Origin of the sequence: Streptomyces sp. NPDC101160 (genome assembly GCF_044768205.1) — a bacterium.
In the GTDB taxonomy this organism is placed as follows: Bacteria; Actinomycetota; Actinomycetes; order Streptomycetales; family Streptomycetaceae; genus Streptomyces.
Genome location: NZ_JBIWPJ010000001.1, coordinates 539,104 through 563,164 on the forward strand (window position 1 = coordinate 539,104; position 24,061 = coordinate 563,164).

At 73.0% G+C, this 24,061-nt stretch carries 19 protein-coding genes; 13 read left to right on the plus strand and 6 right to left on the minus strand.

Annotated features, from left to right (window positions below):
* Window positions 1-10 precede the first annotated feature (10 nt).
* The 5 genes from dnaK to ACIRSU_RS02430 all read left to right on the plus strand — a co-directional run bounded on the left by dnaK (window position 11) and on the right by ACIRSU_RS02430 (window position 4,557).
* Window positions 11-1,870: a molecular chaperone DnaK gene (gene dnaK, locus ACIRSU_RS02410; protein WP_403788342.1), complete on the plus strand. Its 1,860-nt coding sequence runs from the start codon at window positions 11-13 to the stop codon at window positions 1,868-1,870.
* Window positions 1,871-1,984: 114 nt separating this feature from the next.
* The gene (locus ACIRSU_RS02415) at window positions 1,985-2,290 is read left to right on the plus strand and encodes a hypothetical protein (protein ID WP_403789377.1); all 306 of its coding nucleotides are present in this window, start codon (window positions 1,985-1,987) and stop codon (window positions 2,288-2,290) included.
* Between the two features lie 233 nt (window positions 2,291-2,523).
* On the plus strand, window positions 2,524-3,516 hold the full coding sequence (gene dhaK / locus ACIRSU_RS02420) for a dihydroxyacetone kinase subunit DhaK (RefSeq protein ID WP_403788344.1): 993 nt from the start codon (window positions 2,524-2,526) through the stop codon (window positions 3,514-3,516).
* Window positions 3,517-3,523: 7 nt separating this feature from the next.
* The gene (gene dhaL, locus ACIRSU_RS02425) at window positions 3,524-4,132 is read left to right on the plus strand and encodes a dihydroxyacetone kinase subunit DhaL (RefSeq protein ID WP_403788346.1); all 609 of its coding nucleotides are present in this window, start codon (window positions 3,524-3,526) and stop codon (window positions 4,130-4,132) included.
* Complete coding sequence (locus ACIRSU_RS02430; protein ID WP_403788348.1) at window positions 4,129-4,557, plus strand: PTS-dependent dihydroxyacetone kinase phosphotransferase subunit DhaM; 429 nt, start codon at window positions 4,129-4,131, stop codon at window positions 4,555-4,557. The genes dhaL and ACIRSU_RS02430 overlap by 4 nt, the downstream gene beginning before the upstream one ends.
* A gap of 64 nt (window positions 4,558-4,621) precedes the next feature.
* Here ACIRSU_RS02430 and ACIRSU_RS02435 read toward each other — a convergent pair whose 3' ends face one another.
* Window positions 4,622-4,948 (minus strand): DUF6191 domain-containing protein, encoded by a 327-nt coding sequence (locus tag ACIRSU_RS02435; protein ID WP_403788350.1) that lies wholly within the window; start codon window positions 4,946-4,948, stop codon window positions 4,622-4,624.
* A 207-nt stretch (window positions 4,949-5,155) separates the two neighbouring features.
* Between ACIRSU_RS02435 and ACIRSU_RS02440 the strand changes: the two genes are divergently transcribed.
* The 4 genes from ACIRSU_RS02440 (at window position 5,156) to ACIRSU_RS02455 (ending at window position 10,917) form a co-directional block, all read left to right on the plus strand.
* Window positions 5,156-7,180, plus strand: a complete 2,025-nt coding sequence (locus tag ACIRSU_RS02440) for an FAD-dependent oxidoreductase (protein WP_403788352.1) — start codon at window positions 5,156-5,158, stop codon at window positions 7,178-7,180.
* 139 nt (window positions 7,181-7,319) lie between these two features.
* Window positions 7,320-7,877: a PadR family transcriptional regulator gene (locus tag ACIRSU_RS02445; protein WP_403788354.1), complete on the plus strand. Its 558-nt coding sequence runs from the start codon at window positions 7,320-7,322 to the stop codon at window positions 7,875-7,877.
* Between the two features lie 194 nt (window positions 7,878-8,071).
* On the plus strand, window positions 8,072-9,472 hold the full coding sequence (locus ACIRSU_RS02450; protein ID WP_403788356.1) for an FAD-dependent oxidoreductase: 1,401 nt from the start codon (window positions 8,072-8,074) through the stop codon (window positions 9,470-9,472).
* 41 nt (window positions 9,473-9,513) lie between these two features.
* Complete coding sequence (locus tag ACIRSU_RS02455) at window positions 9,514-10,917, plus strand: FAD-dependent oxidoreductase (protein ID WP_403788358.1); 1,404 nt, start codon at window positions 9,514-9,516, stop codon at window positions 10,915-10,917.
* A gap of 45 nt (window positions 10,918-10,962) precedes the next feature.
* Here the strand turns inward: ACIRSU_RS02455 and ACIRSU_RS02460 are convergent, their stop codons facing one another.
* From ACIRSU_RS02460 to ACIRSU_RS02470, 3 genes are all read right to left on the minus strand, one after another.
* Window positions 10,963-12,627: an alpha/beta fold hydrolase gene (locus tag ACIRSU_RS02460; RefSeq protein ID WP_403788360.1), complete on the minus strand. Its 1,665-nt coding sequence runs from the start codon at window positions 12,625-12,627 to the stop codon at window positions 10,963-10,965.
* A 12-nt stretch (window positions 12,628-12,639) separates the two neighbouring features.
* Window positions 12,640-14,268 (minus strand): alpha/beta fold hydrolase, encoded by a 1,629-nt coding sequence (locus ACIRSU_RS02465; RefSeq protein ID WP_403788362.1) that lies wholly within the window; start codon window positions 14,266-14,268, stop codon window positions 12,640-12,642.
* A gap of 151 nt (window positions 14,269-14,419) precedes the next feature.
* On the minus strand, window positions 14,420-15,757 hold the full coding sequence (locus ACIRSU_RS02470) for a DUF2252 domain-containing protein (RefSeq protein WP_403788364.1): 1,338 nt from the start codon (window positions 15,755-15,757) through the stop codon (window positions 14,420-14,422).
* Window positions 15,758-15,996: 239 nt separating this feature from the next.
* Between ACIRSU_RS02470 and ACIRSU_RS02475 the strand changes: the two genes are divergently transcribed.
* The gene (locus tag ACIRSU_RS02475; protein WP_403788366.1) at window positions 15,997-16,785 is read left to right on the plus strand and encodes a GntR family transcriptional regulator; all 789 of its coding nucleotides are present in this window, start codon (window positions 15,997-15,999) and stop codon (window positions 16,783-16,785) included.
* A 231-nt stretch (window positions 16,786-17,016) separates the two neighbouring features.
* On the opposite strand, the gene ACIRSU_RS02480 is transcribed toward ACIRSU_RS02475, so the two are convergent.
* Both ACIRSU_RS02480 and ACIRSU_RS02485 read right to left on the minus strand, forming a co-directional pair.
* On the minus strand, window positions 17,017-18,549 hold the full coding sequence (locus ACIRSU_RS02480; protein ID WP_403788368.1) for an amino acid permease: 1,533 nt from the start codon (window positions 18,547-18,549) through the stop codon (window positions 17,017-17,019).
* 57 nt (window positions 18,550-18,606) lie between these two features.
* Window positions 18,607-19,602 carry a hypothetical protein gene (locus tag ACIRSU_RS02485; RefSeq protein ID WP_403788370.1) on the minus strand — a complete coding sequence of 332 codons (996 nt, stop codon included), beginning with the start codon at window positions 19,600-19,602 and terminating at the stop codon, window positions 18,607-18,609.
* Between the two features lie 346 nt (window positions 19,603-19,948).
* On the opposite strand from ACIRSU_RS02485, the gene ACIRSU_RS02490 reads away from it, so the two are divergent.
* Genes ACIRSU_RS02490 through ACIRSU_RS02500 form a run of 3 tightly spaced genes read left to right on the plus strand, consistent with a single transcriptional unit; the run spans window position 19,949 to window position 24,017 of the window.
* The gene (locus ACIRSU_RS02490) at window positions 19,949-21,406 is read left to right on the plus strand and encodes an FGGY family carbohydrate kinase (protein ID WP_403788372.1); all 1,458 of its coding nucleotides are present in this window, start codon (window positions 19,949-19,951) and stop codon (window positions 21,404-21,406) included.
* The gene (locus ACIRSU_RS02495; protein ID WP_403788374.1) at window positions 21,403-22,824 is read left to right on the plus strand and encodes an FAD-dependent oxidoreductase; all 1,422 of its coding nucleotides are present in this window, start codon (window positions 21,403-21,405) and stop codon (window positions 22,822-22,824) included. Before ACIRSU_RS02490 ends, ACIRSU_RS02495 begins: the two co-directional genes overlap by 4 nt.
* Complete coding sequence (locus tag ACIRSU_RS02500) at window positions 22,821-24,017, plus strand: FAD-dependent oxidoreductase (protein WP_403788376.1); 1,197 nt, start codon at window positions 22,821-22,823, stop codon at window positions 24,015-24,017. The genes ACIRSU_RS02495 and ACIRSU_RS02500 overlap by 4 nt, the downstream gene beginning before the upstream one ends.
* The last annotated feature ends 44 nt before the right edge of the window (window positions 24,018-24,061 follow it).

Genomic DNA, 24,061 nt, shown 5'->3' on the forward strand with positions numbered 1-24,061 from the left:
GAGGCCGAAGATGGCTCGGTCGGTCGGTATCGATCTGGGAACGACGAACTCGGTGGTCTCCGTCCTCGAGGGCGGCGAGCCGACCGTCGTCGCCAACGCGGAGGGTGCGCGGACCACACCGTCCGTGGTCGCCTTCGCCAAGGGCGGTGACGTGCTGGTCGGCGAGCTGGCCAAGCGGCAGGCGGTGACGAACGTGGACCGCACTGTCCGGTCGGTCAAGCGGCACATCGGAGAGGCGGACTGGCGGTTCCCCGAGAGCGGCGAGGTCGACGGCAAGCGGTACACCGCGCAGGAGATCTCCGCCCGTGTGCTGCAGAAGCTGAAGCGGGACGCCGCATCCTACCTGGGTGAGGACGTCACGGACGCGGTCATCACCGTGCCCGCGTACTTCAACGACTCCCAGCGGACAGCCACGAAGGAGGCGGGCGAGATCGCGGGCCTCAACGTCCTGCGCATCGTGAACGAGCCCACTGCGGCCGCCCTCGCGTACGGCCTCGACAAGGAGAACGACCAGACCGTCCTCGTCTTCGACCTCGGTGGCGGCACCTTCGACGTGTCCCTCCTGGAGATCGGCGAGGGCGTGGTGGAGGTCAAGGCCACGAACGGAGACACGCACCTCGGCGGTGACGACTGGGACCAGCGCGTCGTCGACTACCTGGTGAAGCAGTTCAAGAACGGCTACGGCGTCGATCTGTCCAAGGACAAGATGGCGGTGCAGCGTCTGCGCGAGGCCGCCGAGAAGGCGAAGATCGAGCTGTCCTCGGCCACGGAGACCACGATCAACCTGCCCTACGTCACGGCGTCCGCCGAGGGCCCGTTGCACCTGGAGGAGAAGCTCACCCGGGCGCAGTTCGAGAAGATGACGGAGGACCTGCTGCAGCGCTGCAAGAGCCCCTTCCACCAGGCGGTCGACGACGCGAGGATCAAGGTCGCGGACATCGATCACGTGATCCTGGTCGGCGGGTCGACCCGCATGCCCGCGGTGACCGAGCTGGTGAAGTCCCTGACCGGCAAGGACCCGCATAAGGGCGTGAACCCGGACGAGGTCGTCGCCGTCGGCGCCGCCCTGCAGGCCGGTGTCCTCAAGGGTGAGGTCAAGGATGTCCTGCTGCTCGACGTGACGCCGCTGTCCCTCGGCATCGAGACCAAGGGCGGCATCATGACCAAGCTGATCGAGCGCAACACCACGATCCCGACCCGGCGCTCGGAGGTCTTCACCACCGCCGACGACAACCAGCCGTCCGTGCAGATCCAGGTCTACCAGGGCGAGCGCGAGATCGCGGCGTACAACAAGAAGCTCGGCATGTTCGAGCTGACCGGTCTGCCGCCGGCCCCGCGCGGCGTCCCGCAGATCGAGGTCGCCTTCGACATCGACGCCAACGGCATCATGCACGTGACCGCGAAGGACCTGGGCACGGGCAAGGAGCAGAAGATGACCGTCACCGGCGGCTCCTCCCTGCCGAAGGACGACATCGAGCGGATGATGCGCGACGCCGAAGCCCATGCCGAGGAGGACCGGCGCCGCCGCGAGGCCGCCGAGACCCGCAACCAGGGCGAGCAGCTCGTCTACCAGACCGAGAAACTGCTCAAGGACAACGCGGACAAGATCCCCGGCGACGTGAAGGGCGAAGTCGAGGCCGCGATCACCGAGCTGAAGGAGAAGCTCAAGGGCGAGGACGCCGCGGAGATCCGCACTGCCGTCGACCGGCTGACCACGGCCGCCCAGCGGATCGGCACCGCGATGTACGCCAACCAGCAGGAGGCGCAAGGAGGTGCCGGGCCCACGGCCGGCGGTGGAGCCGGTGGCGAGGAGGACATCGTCGATGCCGAGATCGTCGACGAGGAGAAGCGGGAGGGCAAGGGCGAGTAGTCACGGACGGACGACAGCGGCCGAACCACGTGTCTGAGGTGCGAGGCGATCGAGCCACGCCGACAGGAGATCATCACGGTGATCGGTGCCACTGGTAGGCAGGGCGGCGGCCTCGTGCGGGCCATCCTTGCGGACCGCGAGGAGGAATTCGCGGTGCGCGCCGTCACCCGGCACCCCGACGGGGAGGCCGCCCGGGAACTGGAGCGCCTCGGCGTCGACGACATCGTCCGGGCCGACATGGACGATCCGCCCAGTCTCGCGCCGGATGCACGCCCACATGCAGGCTCTGGCCACCGAGTCCGCCGCATACAGCCGCGCGGTGGAGCCAACAGGCATCAGGAAGAGTCCGCGACACCTTCCTCGTCCCCCTCTTCCCTGCGCGTCACCGCACCCGAGCGGGCATCTGTCAGATCTGCGTGAACTTCCCGGCCGCAAGGTCGATACTGCCGAAGAGATCACTCACAGACGCCCACGTCGGACCACGAGCACCACCTGACGCCCAGTCACCAAAGTCGGCATCGAGTCAGCACCAGTACCGGCAGACGCCGCCACCGACCGTCATGGAACACCAAGGTCACGAATCACGCGCACCAGCAGTGACCTGCGAAAACGCAGCTCATAGGCCTACCTTCTAGCCTCCCGAGGAGACACCCATGAGGATGTTGATCAATGGCCCGGAGACGGTCGTCGCGGACGCGCTGCGCGGGATGGCCGCCGCGCACCCCGGGCTTTCCGTGGACGTGGAGAACCGGGTCGTGCTGCGGCGCGACGCGCCGGTGCCGGGGCAGGTGGCCCTGGTGTCGGGAGGCGGTTCGGGGCACGAGCCGCTGCACGCGGGGTTCGTGGGGCCCGGGATGCTGACGGCCGCGTGCGCCGGCGAGATCTTCACGAGTCCCGTGCCGGATCAGATGGTGCGGGCCGCGACCGCCGTGGACAGCGGCGCCGGGGTGCTGTTCGTGGTGAAGAACTACACCGGAGACGTGCTCAACTTCGAGATGGCCGCCGAGTTGGCGGAGGACGAGGGCGTCCGGATCGCCAAGGTGCTCGTCGACGACGACGTGGCGGTGACCGACAGCCTCTACACGGCCGGGCGGCGCGGCACCGGCGCCACGCTCTTCGTGGAGAAGCTCGCGGGCGCGGCGGCCGGGGAGGGCGCGCCGCTCGACCGGGTCGAGGCGGTGGCCCGGCGGGTGAACGAGCGCTCGCGCAGCTTCGGCGTGGCGCTGAGCGCCGTGACGACACCCGCGAAGGGCTCGCCCACCTTCGATCTCCCGGACGGTGAGCTGGAGTTGGGCATCGGCATCCACGGCGAGCCGGGCCGGGAGCGGCGGCCGATGATGAGCGCGCGGGAGATCGCGGACATCGCCGTCGGGGCCGTGGCCGACGATCTGCGCCCGCGCGGGCCGGTGCTCGCGCTGGTGAACGGGATGGGGGCGACCCCGCTGCTGGAGTTGTACGGGTTCAACGCCGAGGTGCAGCGGGTCCTCGGCGAGCGCGGGGTGCCGGTCGCCCGCACACTGGTCGGCAACTATGTGACCTCCCTCGACATGGCGGGCTGCTCGGTGACGCTGTGCGAGGCGGACGAGGAGCTGCTGCGGCTCTGGGACGCGCCGGTCGAGACGCCCGCGCTGCGCTGGGGACGGTGAGGGGACGATGAGCGAGGAGACGTACGGAGCCGGGTTCTTCCGTGACTGGATGACGGCGGCGGCCGTCGCCGTGGACCGGGAGGCGGACCGGCTGACCGAGCTGGACTCGGCGATCGGCGACGCCGACCACGGCGCCAATCTCAGGCGGGGCTTCGCGGCCGTGTCGGCCGCCCTGGAGAAGGAGCCGCCGGCCACGCCGGGGGCGGTCCTCGTCGCGGCCGGACGGCAGCTGATCTCCACGGTGGGCGGCGCGTCCGGGCCGCTGTACGGGACACTGCTGCGCCGCACCGGCAAGGCGCTGGGCGACGCCGAGCAGGTCTCGCGGGGCTCGCTCGCCGAGGCGCTGGCGGCCGGGGTCGCCGCCGTGGCACAGCTAGGCGGGGCCAAGGTCGGCGACAAGACGATGCTGGACGCGCTGACCCCCGCCGCCGAGGCGCTCGGCACCTCGTTCGCGGCCGCCCGCGAGGCGGCCGAGGCCGGCGCCCTCGCGACCGTACCCCTGCTGGCGCGCAAGGGCCGGGCGAGCTATCTCGGCGAGCGGTCCGTCGGGCACCAGGACCCGGGGGCGACCTCGTCGGCGCTGCTGTTCGCGGCGCTCGCGGAGGTGGCCGGATGAGCGAGAGTGCTCCGCACACGTCGGCGCGCCGCGTCGGAATCGTGCTCGTCTCGCACAGCGCGGCCGTCGCGGCGGCCGTCGCCGAACTCGCCGTCGGCCTCGCCGGCGGCGGCGACACGGCGCCGATCCTCCCGGCGGGCGGCACTCCGGACGGCGGTCTGGGCACCAGCGCCGACCTGATCACGGGCGCCGCGAAGGCCGCCGACCAGGGCGCCGGGGTGGCCCTCCTGGTCGACCTGGGCAGCGCGGTCCTGACGGTGAAGGCCCTGCTCGCGGAGGGCGACGAGCTGCCGGAGGGGGCGCGCCTGGTGGACGCCCCGTTCGTGGAGGGCGCGGTGGCGGCGCTGGTGACGGCGAGCGCCGGGGGCGACCTGGACGCGGTGGCGGCGGCGGCCTCGGAGGCGTACGCCTACCGCAAGGAGTGACGCTCAGGAGTGACGCTCCCGGCCCCTGGAGAGGGGGCGGCGCCGGTCGGCTCCTCCAGCGGGTTCAGCCGCCGGCCCGGTCCGTGGGCGCCGGCCGTCGCACGACCGCGCGGCCGGCGTCCAGGTCGAGGCCCATCGCGGGCGGTGCGCCGTCCTCCGCGTCGTGGCGGAGGACCATGTCGGTCCGCTGCTGCTCCAGGCGCACATGCTTCGTCGGGGTGAGGAGCGCGAAGAGTTCGTCGATGGCCATCGCGGCCGGATTGCCTCCTTCGGTGCGGGCCGCGAGCCGGCGGGCCAGGGCCCGTGGGCGGCCAGTGCGGTGGATCAACCGCCGGAGTAACGCCAGCGCGAAGAGCACCAGCATCAGCGCTCCCATCAGGAGCAGACTCAAGGTCATCACCATGACAGATCAACGGGAGGTCCTCCGTGATCGTTCCCGTGCCGCACGGGCGTCCGTCTCATGGGGCGTTCGTCTACGGGGCGGCCGTCTCACGGGGCATGGCGCACATCACCCGCCCACCTTTATGCAATTTGTTGCACAAGCCTTCGCCAGTCGTCTACAACAGTGCGTGACGACCCCGCGCGAGGAGGCGCCCCGATGGCCCCGAACACCCCGTACCCGCACCTGCTGAGCCCGCTGGACCTCGGGTTCACCACCCTGCCCAACCGGGTGCTCATGGGTTCCATGCACGTCGGCCTGGAGGAGACCGAGCACGGCTTCGAGCGCATGGCCGCGTTCTACGCCGAGCGCGCCCGTGGCGGCGTCGGGCTCATCGTCACCGGCGGCATCGCGCCCAACGAGGCCGGGCGGCCGTGGGACGGCGGGGCCAAGCTGACCAATGCCGAGGAGGTCGCCGAGCACCGGCTGATCACCGAGGCGGTGCACGCCGAGGGCGGCCGGATCGCGATGCAGATCCTGCACTTCGGCCGGTACGCGTACCACCCCGGCCTGGTCGCCCCGAGCCCGATCCAGGCGCCGATCAGCCCCTTCGTGCCGAACGAGCTGTCCGACGCCGAGGTCGAGCAGACGGTCGAGGACTACGCCCGCTGCGCCGAGCTGGCCAAGGAGGCCGGTTACGACGGCGTCGAGGTGATGGGCTCCGAGGGCTACCTGATCAACGAGTTCATCGCCGCCGCCACCAACCAGCGCACCGACCGCTGGGGCGGCTCCTACGAGAACCGGACGCGCTTCCCGCTGGAGATCGTGCGCCGGATCCGCGAGCGGGTCGGCGAGGAGTTCATCGTCGTCTACCGCCTCTCCATGCTCGACCTGGTCCCGGGCGGCTCCACCCTCGACGAGGTCGTCGCGCTCGCCAAGGAGATCGAGGCGGCCGGCGCCACCATCATCAACACGGGCATCGGCTGGCACGAGGCCCGCATCCCGACCATCGCCACCTCCGTGCCGCGCGGCGCCTACACCTGGGTGACCAAGCGGCTGATGGGCGCGGTGTCGGTGCCGCTGGTCACCAGCAACCGCATCAACACGCCCGAGGTCGCCGAGCAGATCCTCGCCGAGGGCCGCGCCGACATCGTGTCGATGGCGCGTCCGTTCCTCGCCGACCCGCAGTTCGTGGCGAAGGCCGCGGCCGGCCGCGCCGAGACGATCAACACCTGCATCGGCTGCAACCAGGCGTGCCTGGACCACACCTTCAGCCTGAAGATCACCTCCTGTCTGGTGAACCCGCGGGCTTGCCACGAGACCGAGCTGGTCCTCTCCCCCACCCGCCTCGCCAAGCGGATCGCCGTCGTCGGCGCCGGCCCGGCCGGCCTCGCCTGCGCCGTCTCCGCGGCCGAACGCGGCCACACGGTCACGCTGTTCGACGCCGGCGACCGGATCGGCGGCCAGCTGAACGTGGCCAACCAGGTGCCGGGCAAGGAGGAGTTCAACGAGACCCTGCGCTACTTCGGGGTCCAGCTCGCCGAGCGCGGTGTCGACGTCCGCCTCAACACGTACGTGTCGGCGGCCGACCTGGCGGACTTCGACGAGGTCGTCGTCGCCACCGGCGTCACCCCGCGCGTCCCCGAGATCGAGGGCGTCGACCACCCGAGCGTCGTGGGCTACCTGGACGTGCTGCGCGACCGCGTGCCGGTCGGCGAGCGGGTCGCGATCCTCGGCGCGGGCGGCATCGGCTTCGACGTGGCCGAGTTCCTCACGGACGGCGGCGAGGGCGCGAGCCAGGACCCCGAGACGTACTTCCGCCAGTGGGGCGTCGACACCTCCTACGAGACCCGGGGCGGCCTGCGCACCCCCGAGCGGCCCCGGCCCCCGCGCCAGGTCCACCTGCTCCAGCGCAAGACCAGCAAGGTCGGCGCGGGTCTCGGCAAGACCACCGGCTGGATCCACCGCACCGAGCTGAAGCACCGGGGCGTCACGATGGTGGCGGGAGCCTCGTACGAGCGGATCGACGACGAGGGCCTGCACCTCACCATCGACGGCGAGGCGCAGCTCCTCCCGGTCGACACGGTGGTGCTGTGCACCGGCCAGGAGCCGCGCCGCGACCTGTACGAGGAGCTGGTGGCCGCCGGCCGCACGGTGCACCTGATCGGCGGCGCGGACGTCGCCGCCGAGCTGGACGCCAAGCGGGCCATCGACCAGGGCACGCGGCTCGCCGCCACCCTGTAGGCGAACGGCCACCGGGCCCAGGGCCACCCACCGGGCCCAGGGCCACCGGCCACCGGCCACCGGCCACCGGCCACCGGCCACCGGCCACCGGGCCGTCGATTCCACGAGCCGTCCGACCGGTCGAACCTAGGATGCGTCCATGTCCCTCCCGCACGCGATCCTCACGGCACTGCTCGAGAAGCCGTCCTCCGGCCTCGAACTGACCCGCCGCTTCGACCGGTCGATCGGCTACTTCTGGTCCTCCACCCACCAGCAGATCTATCGCGAGCTCGGCAAGCTGGAGCAGGCGGGGTACATCCGTGCCCTGCCCGCCGCCGTCCCCGCCCGGGGACAGAAGAAGGAGTACGAGGTGCTGCCCGCCGGCCGCGCCGAGCTCGCGTCCTGGGTCGGGACCGCGGAGGACCCGAAGCCGATGCGCTCGGCGCTGCTGCTGCGCATGCGCGCGGCGGCGGTGGTCGGCGGCCGCGGCCTGCGGGAGGAGCTGGAGCGCCATCTCGGCCTGCACCGCGCCCAGTTGGACGAGTACCTGGCGATCGAGGAACGCGACTTCCCGCCCGCGCGGCGGACGACGGAACCGGACCGGCTGCGCCATCTGGTGCTGCGGGGCGGGATCGAGCTGGAGCGCTTCTGGGTGCAGTGGCTGAGCCAGGCGATCACTGAGCTCACGGAGTCCGGCGGGGAAACGGGCGCGGTCTGATCTCCGCCCACCTAACGGGCGCACGAGGGCGGCACGCGTGGGTGAGCGTGCGCCGGGAGTGATTCTTCGCGCGGGGTGGCGCGACTGCGCGGGCGTTGAAGTGAGGGCTCCCCGCTGAGCATTCTTGGGCGCGGCGGCAAAGGTCCTGACGCCTGCCGCCTTGAGTGCTTGTCGGGGATCGTCGGCCACCACACGTGAGCGAGAACGCATTGAAGCAGCAGCATCCCTGGGGCAGGGCCGTCGTCGTCGGCGGCAGCTACGCGGGGCTGGTCACCGCGCGGGTTCTGGCCGACTTCTTCGACGAGGTGATCCTGCTGGAGCGGGACTCCGTCGACGAGGACACGGGCACCCATCCCGGTGCGCCGCAGGGCTATCACGCGCACGCGATGCTGGCGAAGGGCGGCGAGATCCTGGAGAGGCTCTTCCCCGGGCTGCGCGAGGAGCTGCGCGCGGCCGGTGCTCCGGTCTTCGACTACGGGGAGAGCATCGATTTCCTGCTGCCGGCCGGCACCGCGCCGCGCACCCGCACCGGTGTCAGGATCCAGACGTTCACCCGCCACGAGCTGGAGCGGAGGCTGCGCCGCAGGGTGCTGGGGATGCCGCAGGTGACACTGATGGCCGGCACCACGTGCACCGGCCTGGTGCGCACGGGGCGGGGCCGGGTGGGCGGGGTGAGCTACCGCCGCGGCGCGGACCCCACCGGGCAGACCGCGGAACTGACCGCCGACCTGGTCGTCGATGCCTCGGGCCGGACCAGTGCGCTGGAGGACTGGCTGACCGCGCTCGGTGTCACCGTGCCGCCGAAGCGGACGGTGAAGGCGAAGGTCACGTACACCTCCATGAACTTCGACCGGCCCGAGGACGGGCACCCGGACTTCTTCGTCGCCTACCAGATGCTCTTCGCCCCGCGGGTCCCCCGTGCCGGTGTGCTGCTGGCCGTCGAGGGCGGCCGCTGGACGTGCTCGCTGTTCGGCTTCCAGGAGCATCCGCCGACGGACGACGACGGCTACCTGAAGTTCGCCCACACGCTCGACAACCCGCACCTGGCGCAGCAGCTGCTCCGGCGGAGCGAGCAGGAACCCACGCACCGGTACACCAACGTCGACAACCGGTGGCGGCCCTACCACCTCGTCAAGAACTGGCCCGACCGGCTCGTCTCGGTGGGCGACGCGGTCTGCGTCTTCAACCCGGTGTACGGGCAGGGCCTGACCGTCGCCGCGATGGAGGCCGAGCTGCTGCACGCGATGCTCACGCGGCAGCGGGCCGCGGGCCGGTCCCTCGACGGCGTCGCGCGCGTCTTCCAACGGCGGGTCGGCCGGATGCTCCTGGCCCCGTGGACGCTCTCCACCAACTCCGACCTGATGTGGAATCCCGAGCGGCAGCCCGCGGGCGCCCGTATCGCGCACTGGTACAACACCCGGCTGTTCCAGGTCGCCGTGAAGGACGCCGCGGTGTGGTCGCGGTTCGTGCGCGTGGTCAACATGACGGCGTCGCCGGCGATCCTCTTCCATCCGGCCGTCGCCGCGAAGGTGCTCACCACCGCCGCGCGCGACGTGCCGCGCGCCACCGTGGATACTGGTCAGTCACTGACCTGACGGATCCACGGGGGTGGATCCACCCACGCGAAAGGGCGAGGATGGCCGACGAGTTGGGATCCCGCAGGGCACGCAAGTCGCGTCACGCGGTGGTCATCGGGGGGAGCCTCGCGGGTCTGCTGGCCGCGCGGGTGCTGAGCGAGCACGCGGAGCGGGTCACGGTGGTGGAGCGCGACCGCTATCCCGAGACGGCGGACGCCCGCCCCGGTGTCCCGCAGGGCAGGCATCTCCATGTACTGATCGAGGGCGGACAGCACGCCCTCGACGAGCTGCTGCCCGGCTTCATGAGCGAGCTGCACGCTCTGGGCGCGCCGAAGGTCGGCATTCCCGAGGACATGATCCAGTGGCAGAACGGGCAGTGGTTCGCCCGCACTCCGGCCACGGCCCACTTCTACACCGGACCGCGCGACCAGCTCGAATGGCTGGTGCGGAAGCGGGTGTTCGCGGACCGGCGGATCGAACTCGTCGAGGGTACCGAGACGGTGGGGCTGCTCGGCGACTCCTCCCGGGTGAGCGGCGTGCTGCTGCGCGAGCGCGGCGCGGGCGCCGCCAAGGAGCCGTACCCGCTGGAGGCCGATCTGGTCGTGGACGCCTCCGGGCGCTCGACCCGCGCGGCGGACTGGCTGGCCGGCATCGGCGCCGAGGCCCCGCACGAGGAGACCCTCGACACCGGGCTGGCGTACGCGACCCGGATGTACCGCTCGCCCGCCGCCGACCCGTCGGTGGACGCCCTCGGCTACTACGTCGTGCCCAACCCCTCGCAGGTGTACGGCGCCGTGGTGCTGCCGCTCGGCGACGGGCGTCACCTGGTCACCCTGTCGGGGCTGCGCGACGACCTCCCGCCCACCGACGAGAACCTGTTCGAGGAGTACGCGCGCAAGCTGCCGCACCCGGTGGTGGGTGACTGGATCGCGAAGGCCGAGCCGATGTCGCCGGTGTACGGCTTCCGCAAGACCGCCAACATCCGTCGCCGGTACGACCGTCCGGGCCGCCGGCCGGCCGGTTTCCTCGCCACCGGCGACGCGTTGTGCGCCTTCAACCCGATCTACGGGCAGGGCATGGCGGTGGCCGCGCTGAGCGCGGTCGCGCTGCGCGAGGCCCTGTCGGATCCGAAGCGCACGCCGACGACGCGGCGGGTGCAGAAGGCGCTGCTCGGCGCCTCGCAGCAGGCGTGGGACATCTCGGCCGGCGCCGACAAGAAGATGCCGGGCGCCACCGGCGACGCGGCGCGCGCGGGGGCCATGGACAAGTTCACCGGCTGGTACCTGCGCCGGGTCCAGGAACGCACCGCGGGCAACCCCGTCGTGGGCGCGGCCTTCCGTTCCGCGCTGACCCTGAACGCCCCGCTGACGGTGCTGTTCGCCCCGGCGGTGGCCCGCGAGGTGCTGTTCGGGCCGGTGCCCGAGACGCCCGCCGCGCCGCCGCTGCGCCGCGTGGAGAGCTAGAACCGCGAGGGGCGGCCGTTCATCACCACGGCCGCCCCTCGTGTCTCACGGGCCGATCTCGAACGTCGGCGGCTTGAGGCCCTTCAGACAGCTGGTGTCCGGCGAGCTCGGGCGGTCGAAGAACGACACGGTCATCGTCTGCGCGCACTTCGAGTCGGCGAACACGACGTGGGCGACGTAGGGCACCGTGACGGCGATGGACCGGCTCAGCGTGCTGGCGGCGTACGCACCGCTGCTCGCCGCGGTCTGGGCGTCGAAGCCGCCGGACAGGACGAGGGTCGGGATGTCGCTGTACGTCCGCTCCCGGATCGACGGGTCCGCCGGGGGGACGTCCCAGGCGTCGCAGTCCGGGTGGAGCCAGGTGAGGAACGGAGCGTTGACCAGCACCGAGCGGGGGAACGACGGGAACAGGCGGCGGCCTGCCCGCACGATGTCCGCCTCGCTCTCGTAGGGGGTCCACTCCCGGCAGAAGACGCCGTAGGCGAGGCCGTGGGACGTCCTTCCGATGGCCTGCGGGCTGAGCTTGCCGCCGGCCCACTGCTCGGCGATCCGCCGCGGGTGGCCGTGGGCCAGGTCGTCGATGGAGCGGGGCACTCCGGCCGCCACATGAGTGGCGGAGGCCAGCCAGTTCACCAGGACTCCGCCGTCCAGCACGACCTTCACCGGCTTCGACTGACCCGGCACCGTGACGGTCGTGGTGACCGGATGGGCCTCGACCTCGCTGACGAGGCGCTCGAACGTGGCCTTGAGGTGCGGATAGCGGGTGTTGCAGGCGGGCTGCTGCTCGCAGGCCCTGAACAGGCCGTCGTAGCCCTCTCGTGCGGCCTTCCAGGTCACCGCCCCGCCGGCCAGGGCCGGCGGCAGGACACCGTCGATGCCGACCGACCGGATGCCCTCCGGATGCAGGCGCAGGTAGTGGAGCGCCAGGTTCGTGCCGTACGAGATGCCGAACACGTTCCACTTCTTGATGCCCAGCGCCTTGCGCAGGTCGTCGTAGTCGGCGGCGCTCTCGGGGCCGTAGTAGGCGCTGGGGTCGGCCCCGCGGCTCACCACCCGGTCGCGGCACTTCCGCGTCTCCTCGACGTGCAGACGCCCGGTGGACGGGGCGCCGAAGACGAGGCCGAGGGAGTCCGCGGCGAACCGGTCGACATTCGGGCAGGTGAGCTGCGGGTCGGCCGAGTAGGTGCCCCGCTGGGACATGAAGATCAGGTCCCGGTCGCGGTTCAGGTGACCGTTCAACGCCATCGGGATCTCGGAGACGGCGTCGTCGCCGGGTCCGCCGGCGAGCCAGACGATCGGGTCGCCGGGGTGCTTCTTCGTGGCCGCCGGGATGATGGCCACCGCGAGGGTGATCCTGCGTCCCCCGCCGTGGTGCGCGTCAGTGCCCTCGTGCCCGTACCCGCCAGGGCCCTCGTGGCCGTACCCGTCAGGGCCTTCGTGCCGGTGGCGGGTCTCGGGGACGGTCAGGGTTCCGCAGTGGGCGGTCTTCAGGGCGGGGATCGGGTCCGCCGTCCGCGGGCAGGGTCCCGGTACGAAGCGGGCGTGGCCCGCCGACCCGGCGATCGTGCCGAGCGGCGCCGCGGGGCGGGACTCGGCCTGGGCGGGTGCCGCGACGAGGCCGGCGGCGAGGACACCGGCGGTGGCCCCGGCGAGCGCGGCGGGGAGGCGTCCCGCAATGCGCCGGTGGTGAGGTGGTCGAAGGGACATCATTCGGTCTCCGTGTCAGGTGATGGTGAACGGTGGGGGCTTGAGCCCTGCCACGCAGCTCGTGTCGGGCGTGGTCGGGTGCTTGAGGAAGGAGGCCAGGACGCTCGCCGCGCAGGGCGACTGGGGCACCACCCAGTGGCCGATGCCGGGGATCCGTACGGAGGTGGAGCGGGGCAGGGTGCGGGCCGCGACCCGGGCCCAGCTCGCACCGGTCTTGGCGTCGTAGGTTCCGGAGAGGAGGAGCGTCGGCACCTTGCTGAAGGTGGCCACGCGCTGGATCGCGGTGCGGTCCGGGACGTTCCAGACGTCGCACACGTGGTGCTCGAAGGGCAGTTGCGGGGGTTGGGCCAGGACGGTGTCCGGAAAGCCGGGGAAGTTCCGACGGCCCGCCTTCAGGATGTCGTTCTCGCCGAAGCCCGGCGCCCACTCGGCGCACGCCACGGACTGCGTCAGGCCGTGGGCGAACGCGCCGATGCGGGTCGCCACGTCGACGGCCCGGGCGCGCGCGAAGCGGGTCGGGTTCCCGTGGGCGAGTTCGTCGAGTGCGGCGGGGACGTCGACGGCCCTGACGGTGTTGGCGACGAGGATGTTGAGGAGCGCGCCGCCGTCGAGGTCGACCTTGACCGGCTTCCCGCCGCCCGGCGGCTCTGCCATCAGGGTCAGCGGGTGTGCCTCGAGGCGGCGTACCTGTTCGTCGAGCGTCCGTCTCAGGTGCGGGTAGCGGCTCTTGCAGGCGGGCTGGGCCGCGCACGCCGCGAAGATCTCGCTGATCCCCTCCCCGGCGCTGTCCCAGGTCCACGGCAGGTTCACGACCTGGGGCGGCGCGATCGAGTCGATCGCCACCGAGCGGATCCCCTCGGGGTGGCGGCGCAGGTAGGTGAGGGCCAGGTTGGTGCCGTACGAGTAGCCGTAGACGTTCCACCGGTCGATGCCGAGCGCCGTGCGCAGGTCGGCGAAGTCCGCCGCGTTCTCGGTGGTGTTGTAGGCGCTCAGGCGGACTCCGCCGGCGGTGAGGCGGTCCCGGCACTCCTGGGTCGCGCGGACCAGGAGCCGCCCGGTGGAGGGGGCGTCGTAGCGCAGTCCCACGGCCTTCACGTTGAAGTGGTCGATCTCCGGGCAGGCGAGGTTCGGCTGCGAGTAGAGCCCGCCGCGCTGGGCCATGACGATCAGGTCGTTGTTCCGGTTCACGCCGGAGGAGATGAGGAAGGGGATGTTGTCGAAGGCGTCCCCGCCGGGACCGCCCTCCATGAACACCACCGGCTCCTCGGCCGGCTTCGCCGATTCGGCGGGGATGATCGCGACGGCCAGCCGGATGGTCCGGCCGCCGCCGCGGTGGTCGTGGTGGTGGCGGCGGCTCTCGGGCACCTCCAGGAATCCGCACCGCCCGGGGACCGGCTCGGGCGTCTTCGGGCAGGGGGCCGGCACGAACCGCGCCGGGCCACCCGGGTGGGGCCCGTGAGCGGGTGACAGCGTGTTGCCGGGTGGCGAAGGGCTTCCCGTCGCCGGCGCGGCCACGGTCGGGCCGGCCGCACCCATCAGGGTCAGACCGGCCGCGGCGAGCGCGAGGCCGGTACGGGTGCCTCCGGAGCGTCGCCGTCCGTACGGGCGCCGGGCGCGCGCTCGTAGGGCGCCTTGTTCCGTCATGTGATCGGGTCTCTCTCTGTGGACCACGGCCGTCCAGACCGGGACGACACCGCGTGGCTCAGCCCGCCACGGCGGGGCCGCGCGGGCACTGTGCTGGTCAGCCTGCGGTCGTGGTGGGGCTCCCACCACCCGTGTGATCCACTCGGAGCAGTCAGACGCCCGGGGCCGCCGCCACCACGCCGGCGGCGATGCCGGCGCTCAGCGCCGCGTAGTCGTCGGCGTTCTGGCCCGCGTAGCGCAGGGCGAAGTCGGCGACGGCGCGGTCGAAGACGTCGGAGGTGCCGAGGTAGGCGGCGATCGCGATGCGGTCGCCGGAGCGGGCGTGGGCGCGGGCCAGGGCGCGGCCGCAGAGACGGGCGTAGTCGCGGAGGGTGGCCGGGGACATGGTCTCGACCTCGGCGGAACCCTTCATGTCGCGCAACTGGCGCCAGTAGAAGTGGCGTTGTTCGGGTCCGGTCATCCACCCGAGGAAGATGTCGCTGGCGGCCTGGATGAGCCGCTGGCCGCTGACCACCCGGTGGCCCTGGTGGGTGAAGGCGCTCGGCTGGAGGTACTGCTCCAGGACCGACCGGCCGGCCTCCTTGATCTGGAGGAAGAGCGGGTCGGCGTCGTCGCGGCCCTCGAGGAGCAGGATGAAGCAGCGGGTGCCGACGCTGCCGACGCCGACGACCTTGCGGGCGGCGTCGACGAAGCGGTAGCGGTCGAGGAGGATCCGGCGCTCCTCGGCGAGGGAGCTGCGGTAGTCGCTGAAGATCTTCCCGATGGTGATCCGGTCGACGTCGGTGACCCGTTCGAGGAGCGGCGGGTCGTCGACGATGTGCCGGCCCGACGCGTCCTTCTCGGTGAGCCTTGCGAGGGCGTGGAGGCTGGTGCGGCGGCGGGCGTGCGCGAGCCGGCTCTCGACGCGGGCCCGGTCGGCCCCGTGGACGAGGGAGGACAGGTCGTCGGCGGCGATCCGCTCGTACCAGACCTCGAGTTCTCCGAGTCCGGCGAGGCGCCGCATGGTCGTGCGGTACGACTCGGTGGCGGCGAGGGCGGCGCGGTGGGCCTTGGGCTTGGCGGAGCCGTTCTGGAGGGCGGCGACGACGACGGAGGCGGCGAGTCGCTTGACGTCCCATTCGAAGGGCCCGGGGAGCGTCTCGTCGAAGTCGTTCACGTCGAAGAGAAGCGTCCGTTCGGGTGATGCGTAGACGCCGAAGTTGAGCAGGTGGGCGTCGCCGCAGAGTTGCACGGTGAGTCCGGAGCTGCGGGTGGTGGCGAGGTCGGCGGCCATGACGGCGGCGGCGCCGCGCAGGAAGGCGAAGGGCGAGGCGGCCATCCGGCCGTAGCGGACGGGGGCGAGTTCGGGCAGCCGGTCGACGGCCTCCTGTTCGAGGAGGGCTATGGGGTCGGGGCGCTGGGAGGAGGGTATCCAGCGTCCGTGCGAGGACCGGGGAACACGCTTGCGGGCGGCCTTGCCTCGTTCGGCCCGTTCGGACGGTGTCGTCATCCGGCCTCACCGCCTCCTCACACCGCCACGGCCGCGGCGCCGAACGCCGCTGTCGCCGCTGTTGCTGGTGCGATCCATTACAAGGCGCGCTGCTCGTTTCGGCCACTCTCGCCGACGGGACTTCCAGAATGGTTTAGACCAATGATAGGAATTGATCACCCATACGGCTCGATTGGTTACACCGAGCAATGGTTGAACCGAGCACGGTTGAACTCAGTACGACAGAGAGGGTCCGAGACATGGCCGAGCCCGTTCCCGAGCAGGGGCCGAGGGCGGAGCTTCCGCTCTACCTCCGGGTCGCCGCCGCACTCCGCGACGACCTGACCCATCGCCGCATTCCGGCCGGCAGCCGGCTGCCGGCCGAGCGCCATCTCGCGCTCCGCTTCCGCGTCAACCGGCAGACCGTCCGCAGCGCGCTCCAACTCCTGCGCGAGGAACGGCTCGTGGTGACCGACCGGCGCGGCACGTTCGCCGCCGCGACGGACGCGGGCCCCGCGGACGAGCCGCGCGGTCTGCCCAGCGCGCCGCGCCGGCAGTCCTTCCCGGGCGGCCCGCGGGCCGCCGACGCTCTGGTGCGCGCGGCGCTGTCCTGGGAGGCGCCGCCCACGGCACTCGCCGGGCGGCTGTGTCTGGCGTCCGGGGAGCCCACGCTCGTGTACCGGCACGTGGTGCTGACCCCGGCGGGCATCTCGCTGCAGCGCTCGGTCTCCTGGTTCTCGCGGCCCGCGCTCGCGGAGATCCCGCAGCTCGGCCGCTACCGGCGGAGCTCCGAGCGGTACCGGCAGCCCGATCTGCGGCTGCTCTACCACTGGATGCACCAGGCGGGTCTGCGCACCACCCATCGCGAGTCGGTCGGCGTGCCGGCCGTGTCCGCGGCCCCGGACAGGGTGGCCGGGGACACGGCGGGCGGCGCCGCCCGGCTGAGCGTGCACCGCGTGGTGAGCGACCAGCACGGGCACGCCCTGGAGGTCACCGACATCGACGTCGCGGCCCGGACCGGGGCCTGGACCTACGAGTTCGCGGGCTGACCCGCGCACCTGGACCGTCGGCCGGGCCTCCGCCAGGGCCCGCCGACCGGACGCCCGGCCGACGGCCCGGGGGCCCGGCCGAAAGGCCCGACGGCCCGGCCGAAAGGCCCGACGGCCCGGACGCGCGCCCTGGTCCCCGACCGAGGCACCCACGCCCGGGCCCCCGACCGAAGGACCCGCGCCGGGCGGCCGACCGAGGGACCCGCGCCCGGCCCCGTGCCCGTAGGGCCGTCAGACGATCCCCTCGGCGATCTCCGCCTCCTCGCGCGCCGTGCCGTACGACTGCGGCGTGCCGTACGAGCGGCGGGCGACGTACCACCAGACGCTGGCCAGGACGAGAACCACGGCCAGGGCGATCACCGCGTAGTTCATGGTGTCGACGGTGACCGGCGAGCGCTGGGGCAGGCAGAACAGGACGGTGACGAAGGCGACCCAGATCACCGCGATCCAGCCGATCGGGCGGCTCCAGCGGCCCAGGTTCCACGGCCCGGGGACGAAGTCCTTGCCGGCCCGCAGACGCAGCAGGATCGGGATGGCGTAGGCCGGGGTGATGCCGATGACGTTGATCGCGGTGACGGCACCGTACGCCGTGGCCGAGTAGAGCGAGGGCACGGCGAGCAGCGCCGCGACGACCACCGAGAGCCAGACGGCCGGCACCGGGGTGTGGGTGCTGCTGCTGACGCGGCGCCAGATCGCCGAGCCGGGCAGGGCGTTGTCGCGGCTGAAGGCGAAGACCATGCGGCTGGCGGCGGCGACCTCGGCGTTGCCGCAGAAGAGCTGGGCGACGATCACCACGAGCAGCAGGGCCTTGGCACCGCCCTCGCCGAGCGCGTCGAGGAAGATCTGGGCGGGCGGCACGCCGGTCGGAGAGTTCTGGGTGGCCGCGTAGTCCTTGATGGCGAAGGTGAGTCCGGCGAGCAGCGCGAAGCCGGCGATCCAGGAGGCCCAGATGGAGCGGACGATGCCCTTCGCGGCGGCCACGGAGGCGTTGGCGGTCTCCTCCGAGAGGTGGGCGGAGGCGTCGTAGCCGGAGAAGGTGTACTGGGCGAGGAGCAGGCCGATCGCGGCCACGTAGAGCGGGTTGGCCCAGCCGGTGTCGTCGACGAACTCCGTGAAGACGAAGGTCGCGGACTGGTGGTGGTCGGGGACGATCGCGAGCGCGCCGACGATGAGGGCGACGCCGCCGAGGTGCCACCACACGCTGATCGAGTTGAGGACGCTGACCAGCCGGACGCCGTAGAGGTTGAGCACGGCGTGCACGAGGAGGATCACCAGGAAGGTGACGAAGGTGGACTCGGGGGTGGGGACGATGCCCCACTGGAGGTTGAGGAAGGCGCCGGTGAAGAGCGCGGCGCCGTAGTCGATGCCCGCGATGGCGCCCAGCAGACCGAGCAGATTCAGCCAGCCGGTGTACCAGCCCCAGCGGCGGCCGCCTAGCCGGTCGGCCATGTAGTAGAGCGCGCCGGAGGTCGGGTAGGCGCTGGTGACCTCGGCGAGCGCGAGGCCGACGCAGAGCACGAACAGGCCGACGCCCGCCCAGCCCCACAGCATCACGGCGGGTCCGCCGGTGCCCAGGCCGAAGCCGTAGAGGGTCATGCAGCCGGAGAGCACGGAGATGACCGAGAAGCTGATGGCGAAGTTGCCGAAGCCGCCCATCCGCCGGGCCAGGACGGGCTGGTAGCCGAGCTCTCTGAGCCGGGCCTCCTCGTCCCGGTGGGCCGGTGGCGGCTTGCGTATCGCGTCGGTGGGAGCGGGGCGGGACATGCGTTCCTCCGGGGGGAGAGGGGGGTTGGGGACGGGGGAATCAGGGGGTGGGGGGTGTCAGGGGCCGGTGCGGCCCTCGGAGGCGCCCAGGCAGCGGGCCCGGGCGCGCAGGAAGACCTCCTCGGCGGGCCCGCGCTCGTCGGGCCGGTCGGTGCGGCACGACCATGGCTGCGGGGTCCAGAACGGGCCGAGCGACTCGAACACGCGGGCCGCGTCGGGGAACCGCAGCGCGCCGTAGAGTGCGTGCGCCAGGTGGTTGAGGTCGAGCAGGCTGGCTTCCTCGGTGGCGCAGAAGAGGAACCAGGTGTCCATGGCCCGGCGGGTGTCGCGGACGGCGTCCTCGGTCACCCAGTGCAGGTCCAGGGCGCGTTCGTGGCCGCGTTCGCGGCGGTAGCGTTCGACCCGGACGTAGAGCGGGAGGGCGTGCAGGGCAGAGCCCACGGGGGCCATCGACGCGGCCCACTGGGCGTAGTTGACGGCCTCGGAGAGCGGTCCGGAGCGGCGCGCGTACACGAACTGCAGCATGCGGTGGTGCGCCTCGCGGTTGTACGGGTCGCGCTTCTCGGCCTCGGCGAGCAGCCCCCAGGGGCCGGGCGGCAGCATCGGGGCGGGCGGGGCGAGGCGGTGTTCCTCCATGCGCTGCTGTGCGTCGAGTACGGACAGGGCGAGGCGGCCGACCCAGGGCACCGGGTCGGCGGGGGCGCGTTCGGCGGCGGCCAGGCAGGCGTTCCACGCCTCCTGCCACAGCTCGCGGGTGCGGGGGTGGGCGGCGCGGTGGGCGCGTACGGCCCGCTCGACGACGACGCGGGAGTGCATCACGGTGGCGGCGGCGGAGTCGGGCTGTTCGGCGCGCCAGGCCTCGACGACGTCGGTGCCGGCCGCGACGGCGCCGAGCACCTGGGTGCGACGGGTCCAGCCGGACCAGCCGGAGGTCTCGTCGAGTAATCGGGCCATGGCCACCCAACGGCCCGTCCGCAGGTCCTGGACGGCGCCGCGCAGGGCGTGGTCGTGGCCCGCCGGGTGATAGACGGGCCGGAAGCCTTGCGCCGCCATCAGGCGGCGCGGCGGAAGGTGGGCGACATGGTTCCTCGTGGGGTCGGGGTCGGTGAAGGGGGTGGTCAGTCCCCTGGGATGGAGGGCGTGTCCGTCCCGGCCGTTGAACGGCGATCACTATAGAGGTTGCCGGACGTGACCGATCCACTTTTCTCCGTGACCGTAACTAATCAGCCAGCGACTGAATTTGACTTGATGTCAGCGACGTCGGCGAACCTGACGGCCTCGCGCCCGAAGTCTTGACGGAGCGTCCCGGCTGCATCAGGCTGACCGGTTCCACGATCAAGGAACCCGGGCGGTTCCCGGTGGAACAACGACGACAGATCGACGACAGGGAGTCGCACACATGACGGGCCCGGTACTCGCCGTCGACCAGGGCACGTCGGGCACCAAAGCGCTCGTCGTCTGCCCCGAACGCGGTGTCCTCGGCACCGGTTTCGCCCCGGTGCACCCGCGCGCCCTGCCCGGCGGGCTCGTCGAGGTCGACCCTCGTGAGCTGTACGACTCCGTGGTCGCGGCCGGACGTGAGGCTCTCGCCGCAGCCGGGGAGCCCGCCGTCGCCGTGGGCCTGGCCAACCAGGGCGAGACGGTGCTCGCCTGGGACCTCGCGAACGGCGAACCGCTCGGCGACGCGCTGGTCTGGCAGGACCGCCGGGCGGCCTCGGTCTGCGATGAACTCACTGATCACGCAGAGGAGTTGACACGGATCACCGGTCTGCCGCTCGATCCGTACTTCGCCGCTCCGAAGATGGCCTGGATCCGCCGCAGCCTGACCGGCGCGGGCGTGGTCACGACGAGCGACGCATGGCTGGTGCACCGGCTCACGGGCGCCTTCGTCACCGACGCCGCCACGGCCGGCCGCACCGGACTGCTCGACCTGGACAGCGTCGCCTGGTCCGACACCGCGCTCGACGTCTACGGACTCGGCGCGGAGCGGCTGCCGCGCGTCGTCGACTGCGACACGCCCGTCGGTACCACCACCGCCTTCGGCCCGCCACTCCCCCTCACCGGGCTCCTCGTCGACCAGCAGGCCGCCCTGCTCGCCCAGGACGTGACCGCGCCCGGCACCGCCAAGTGCACATACGGCACCGGGGCGTTCCTGCTCGCCCAGACCGGGCCCGCGCCGCGCCGTGGCGGCTCCGGCCTGGTCGCCTGCGTCGCCTGGCGGCTCGCCGGGCGCACCAGCTACTGCCTGGACGGGCAGGTCTACACGGCCGCCTCCGCCGTCCGCTGGCTCACCGACCTCGGGGTGATCGGCGGCGCCCAGGACCTCGACCCGGTCGGCGGCGCCGTCCCGGACTCCGGCGGCGTCACCTTCGTCCCGGCCCTCGCCGGTCTCGCCGCCCCCTGGTGGCGCGGCGACGTCCGCGGCTCGCTCACCGGCCTCGGCCTCGACACCCGGCCCGGCCATCTGGTCCGGGCCCTCTGCGAAGGCATCGCCGCCCAGGTCACGGAGCTGGCCACGGCCGCGGGCGGCGACCTCGGCACCCCGCTCACCACCCTGCGCGTCGACGGCGGCCTGACCCGCTCGGCCCTGCTCATGCAGACCCAGGCCGACCTCCTCCAGCGGCCCGTCGAGGTCTCCGCCCTCCCCGACGCGACCGCCCTCGGCGTCGCGGCCGTCGCCCGCCTCGGCCACTCCCCCGGCCTCCCCGTCCACGAGGCCGTCCCGGAGTGGAAGCCGTCGGCGGTCTACCAGCCGCGGATCACCGCCGACGAGGCCGCGGACCGCCTGGGCCGGTTCCGCACGGCCGTGGCGGCGCTGCTCGCCGGCACCGGCCACGCCGAAGGACCCGCGGCGTGACCGTCACCCGGCGCGGGGTGCTGCCGGACAGCTCGGCGCCCGGAGCCGCGTACGACGTCACCGTCGTCGGCGCGGGCGTGGTGGGCTGCGCCATCGCCCGCGAGTTGGCCCGCCACTCGCTGCGGGTCGCGCTCGTGGAGGCGAGCGGGGACATCGGCGAGGGCAGCTCGAAGGCCAACACCGCGATCCTGCACACCGGTTTCGACGCCGTGCCCGGCTCCCTGGAGGCCCGCCTCGTCCGCGAGGGCGCAGGGCTGCTCGCCGCGTACGCCGAGGAAACCGGCATCCCCGTCGAGCCCGTCGGCGCACTGCTCGTCGCCTGGGACGAGGAGCAGCTCGCGGCGCTGCCCCGGCTCGCCGACAAGGCCGTCCGCAACGGGCACCACGGCACCCGGCCGCTGACCGCCGCCGAACTGTACGCGCGCGAGCCCCACTTGGGGCCGGGTGCGCTCGGCGCGCTCGACGTGCCGGGCGAGGCCGTCGTCTGCCCGTGGACGACCCCGCTCGCGTACGCCACGCAGGCCGTGCGCTCCGGCGTCGACCTGCACCTGGAGTGCCCGGTGGAGAAGGTCCACCCGGGAGCAGCCGGGACGCCGCACCGGCTGGTCACCCGGCGCGGAGTGCTGCGCACCCGTTTCCTGGTCAACGCCTGCGGGCTGTACGCGGACGCCTTCGACGCGCTGATGGGACGGTACGACTTCACGGTCACCCCGCGGCGCGGACAGCTCGTGGTCTTCGACAAGTTCGCGCGCGGCCTGGTCCGGCACATCCTGCTGCCGGTGCCGGGCGCGCTCGGCAAGGGCGTGCTGATCGCGCCGACCGTGTACGGCAACGTGCTGCTCGGCCCGACCGCGGAGGACCTCGACGACAAGACGGCGACCTGCTCGACCGCCGAGGGGCTCGCCTCGCTGCGCGCGCAGGGCGGCCGGATCCTGCCCGCGCTGCTCGACGAGGAGGTCACCGCCGTCTACGCGGGCCTGCGCGCCGCCACCGGCGCCGAGGACTACCGGATCGCCGCCCACCCCGAGCTGCGGTACGTGACGGTCGGCGGCATCCGCTCCACCGGCCTGACGGCCTCGATGGCCCTCGGCCGGCACACGGTGGAACTGCTCGCCGACGCGGGCCTGGAACTCGGCGCCGAACGGCCGCTCGCGCCCGTCCGGATGCCGAACCTCGGCGAGGCGTTCCCCCGGCCGTACCGGGACGCCGGGCGGATCGCCCGAGACCCCGCGTACGGCACGATCGTCTGCCACTGCGAGCGGGTGACCCGGGGCGAGATCCGCGACGCGCTCGCCTCCACCGTGCCGCCCGCGTCCCTGGACGGACTGCGGCGCCGCACCCGGGCGCGGGCGGGCCGCTGCCAGGGCTTCTCCTGCGGGGCGGCGGTACGGGCGCTGTTCGAGGAGGGCGTGCGGTGAACCGTACGGTGGACGTGGTGATCGTGGGCGCGGGCCCGGCGGGGCTCGCCGCGGCGGACCGGCTCGCGGCGGCGGGCGCGGGCCGGGTGGAGGTCCTGGAGCGGGAGGCGGCTCCCGGCGGGGTTCCCCGGCACTGCGCGCGTCCCGGCTTCGGCGCGTGGCCGGGCCCGGTCTATGCCCACCGGGCGGTGCGTGCGGCGGTACGGGCCGGGGCCGACGTACGGGCCGGGGTGAGCGCGACCGGCTGGGCGGGCCCCCTCACGCTTGAGGTCACGGCGCCCACCGGCCCGGAGCGGATCACGGCCCGCGCGGTGCTCCTCGCCACGGGCGCGCGGGAGCGGCCGCGCAGCGCGCGCCTGGTGCCGGGCTCCCGGCCCGCCGGGGTGCTGAGCACGGGTGAACTCCAGCAGTCCGTCGAGCTGTTCGGGCTGCGCGGCGAGCGCATCGGGCGCCGCGCGGTCGTCGTCGGCTCCGACCCGGTGGCCCGGCACGCGGCCCGCACCCTGCAGCGGGCCGGGGTCACGGTGGCGGCCGTCGTCGCGGACCGGCCCCGGAGCCCGCGGATGCCGGGCACACCCGTCCTGCAGGGGACGACGGTGACCGAACTCGTCGGCCGCGGGCGACTCACGGGCGTCCGGGTGCGCGGCGCCGACGGCCGTACGGGGCTGCTGCGCTGCGACACGGCGGTGTTCACGGGCGACTGGCTGCCGGACCACGAACTGGCCCGGTCGGGCGGCATCCCCCTGGACCGGGCCACCCGGGGGCCGTCCGTCGACTCCGCCTTCCGTACGCCGGTGCCGGGCGTCTTCGCGGCCGGCAACCTGCTCCGAGGCGTCGAACCGGCCACGGCGGCCGCGGCGGAAGGCCGCGCCGCGGCGGCGTCGGTCCTGGGGTACCTGGCGGGCGCGCCGTGGCCCGCGCCGGGTGTGCCGCTGGTCGCGGCGGGCGAGCTGCGCTGGCTGTCGCCGGGCCGGCTCACGGCACCGGCGCCGGCTGATCCCGTCCTGCTGCTTCGTCCCGCGACCCGCCTGGTCCGGCCGGTACTGACCATCACCCAGGACGAACGGGTGGTGCAGGAACGACGACTGCCCACCCTGCTGGTCCCGCACCGCTCGCTGCGGCACGCGGCCGGCTGGGCGGCGGACGTGGACCCGCAGGGCGGCCCGGTGACCGTGTACCTCCAAGGCCCTTAGGGGCTGCCAGCGGCTTTGGGGGGCTGCCAGCCTGGTCGGCCCGG

Coding starts and splice junctions, on each gene's coding strand:
- dhaK (WP_403788344.1), top strand. CDS start 2,524: ATGAGGATGTTGATCAATGGCCCGGAGACGGTCGTCGCGGACGCGCTG.
- dhaL (WP_403788346.1), top strand. CDS start 3,524: ATGAGCGAGGAGACGTACGGAGCCGGGTTCTTCCGTGACTGGATGACG.
- ACIRSU_RS02485 (WP_403788370.1), bottom strand. CDS start 19,602: ATGGCGGCGCAAGGCTTCCGGCCCGTCTATCACCCGGCGGGCCACGAC.
- ACIRSU_RS02460 (WP_403788360.1), bottom strand. CDS start 12,627: ATGATGTCCCTTCGACCACCTCACCACCGGCGCATTGCGGGACGCCTC.
- dnaK (WP_403788342.1), top strand. CDS start 11: ATGGCTCGGTCGGTCGGTATCGATCTGGGAACGACGAACTCGGTGGTC.
- ACIRSU_RS02475 (WP_403788366.1), top strand. CDS start 15,997: ATGGCCGAGCCCGTTCCCGAGCAGGGGCCGAGGGCGGAGCTTCCGCTC.
- ACIRSU_RS02490 (WP_403788372.1), top strand. CDS start 19,949: ATGACGGGCCCGGTACTCGCCGTCGACCAGGGCACGTCGGGCACCAAA.
- ACIRSU_RS02445 (WP_403788354.1), top strand. CDS start 7,320: ATGTCCCTCCCGCACGCGATCCTCACGGCACTGCTCGAGAAGCCGTCC.
- ACIRSU_RS02480 (WP_403788368.1), bottom strand. CDS start 18,549: ATGTCCCGCCCCGCTCCCACCGACGCGATACGCAAGCCGCCACCGGCC.
- ACIRSU_RS02455 (WP_403788358.1), top strand. CDS start 9,514: ATGGCCGACGAGTTGGGATCCCGCAGGGCACGCAAGTCGCGTCACGCG.
- ACIRSU_RS02430 (WP_403788348.1), top strand. CDS start 4,129: ATGAGCGAGAGTGCTCCGCACACGTCGGCGCGCCGCGTCGGAATCGTG.
- ACIRSU_RS02470 (WP_403788364.1), bottom strand. CDS start 15,757: ATGACGACACCGTCCGAACGGGCCGAACGAGGCAAGGCCGCCCGCAAG.
- ACIRSU_RS02465 (WP_403788362.1), bottom strand. CDS start 14,268: ATGACGGAACAAGGCGCCCTACGAGCGCGCGCCCGGCGCCCGTACGGA.
- ACIRSU_RS02440 (WP_403788352.1), top strand. CDS start 5,156: ATGGCCCCGAACACCCCGTACCCGCACCTGCTGAGCCCGCTGGACCTC.